The following is a 1,757-nucleotide window of genomic DNA, read 5'->3' as shown; positions in this document are numbered from 1 at the left end:
AATTCAGGGCCAACTCGCCTGTATGTGTTCACCCACACATTCCCTGCTTCTATTGAGCGGATCATTCGATGGGCACGGTCGAGGCTGGATGTCCAGACGCCGGCAGCTAAGCCGTAAGCGGAATCATTGGCCATGGCGAGTGCTTCCTCTTCTGTATCGAATGGCATGACGACGGCTATGGGGCCAAATATTTCTTCCTGACATATACGATAGGAATTACGATCGACCTGAATAAGTGTCGGTTCGACCCAATAGCCTTCTGCCAGCTCAGGCTTATTCGGGAATAGAGAGGAACCTCCAGCACGGCCGCCGTAAATGATTTCTCCGCCTTCTTTTTCAGCCAGTTCAATATAGGAGCAGACCTTATCGTATTGAACCTTGTTGGCAATCGGTCCCATGGAGACCTCACTGCTCATCGTATCCCCTAGCTGTATATAGCTGTCGATTTGCTGCTTCATGAGCGCAATCATCTCATCAAAGACAGGTCGTTGGATTAATATTCGGGATCCAGCTGCACATATCTGTCCTGCATTGCCGGTAAATATGCCATTGACGGTTACGCCGTTAGCCGCTTTCTGCAGATCAGCGTCAGCAAAGACGATATTCGGTGATTTTCCTCCCAATTCTAATGTGAGTGGTTTCGGGTTAGAAGCCGTTGATTCTGCAATGGCTCTTGCAGTGTTCATAGAGCCTGTTAAGCTTACCTTATTAACTCCTTTGTGGCTGACCAAAGCCTCCCCAATTTCTGAGCCGTACCCGCTAATCACATTCAGCACGCCAGGAGGCAGGATTTCTTGGATGATTTCTCCCAATCTCATAGAGGAGACGGCCGCTAGTTCAGATGGCTTGATAATAACGGTATTCCCAGCTGCCAACGCATAGGCAGCCTTAATTGAGAAAGTAAACAACGGAGCGTTCCAAGGGATGATTCCAACGACCACCCCTAATGGCTCACGCAAGGTATACCCTACTGTATTTGGTCCCAATTGTGTCGTTTCTCCCCTGCTTCCAAGGGAAGTCGCCCCTGCCGCATCATACCAAATACTTGTTAAGGAAGGGATCAGGCCATAGATCGTCTCTCTAATCACCCAGCCATTATCACGCGTCTCCAGCTCAGCAAGCTCTTCCGCATGCCTGGCAACGGCATCGCCAATTTGGCGGAGATAGTTGGACCTTTCTAAAGCAGGAACTGCCGACCAGGCTGGAAGTGCCTGGCGGGCTGAGGTGACCGCTTCCTCTACATCCTCTACCGTGCTTCTTGGGACAGAAGCCCAAATCTGCCCGGTAGATGGATCGATACTGTCAATTATTTTCCCAAATTGAGCTTGCGTGACTTTTCCGTTAATCAGATTGTCGTATTCCTTTACACTGCTACGAGTTTCCACCTTCATCCTCCTTTCATCACTTTATAATCAAACGAGAACTTCTTTCTCCTGTTGAAGCCAGCCCAATGCTTTGACTGCTTGGTCATAATACTGCTGTTTAGTGCCTAGATAGTTCTCATAGAAACGCGCCCGTTTCACATATAATTGACAGTCCATTTCCTCGGTGAAACCGATGCCGCCATGAATCTGGATATTATGCGAAGCGACTCGTATAAAAGCTTCTGTGACGAATAATCTTGCGCTGGCTATCGCCTGAATCCGATCAGGCGCCCCGCTCTCCATCGCCCAATTGGCATAGTAGGTCAATGAGCGAGCTGTCTCAAGGTCGAGCTTCATGTCGACAATTCGATGTTTAATGGCTTGGAATCGGCC

General features: G+C 49.1%; 2 protein-coding genes. Both read right to left on the bottom strand.

Translation table 11 applies throughout. The features are described 5' to 3' along the window. On the bottom strand, positions 1-1,385 hold a 1,385-nt coding region (locus tag ACI35L_RS16025), incomplete at its 3' end, for an aldehyde dehydrogenase family protein (RefSeq protein WP_439803300.1). A gap of 27 nt (positions 1,386-1,412) precedes the next feature. After that, positions 1,413-1,757, bottom strand: a 345-nt coding sequence (locus ACI35L_RS16020; RefSeq protein WP_439803299.1) for an acyl-CoA dehydrogenase family protein, incomplete at its 5' end; no start/stop codon positions are given.

The organism is Pradoshia sp. (genome assembly GCF_051873915.1).
Classification (GTDB): Bacteria; Bacillota; Bacilli; order Bacillales; family Pradoshiaceae; genus Pradoshia.
Note: the sequence above shows the minus strand (reverse complement) of the source record. Positions and strands in the feature narration are given on the sequence as shown.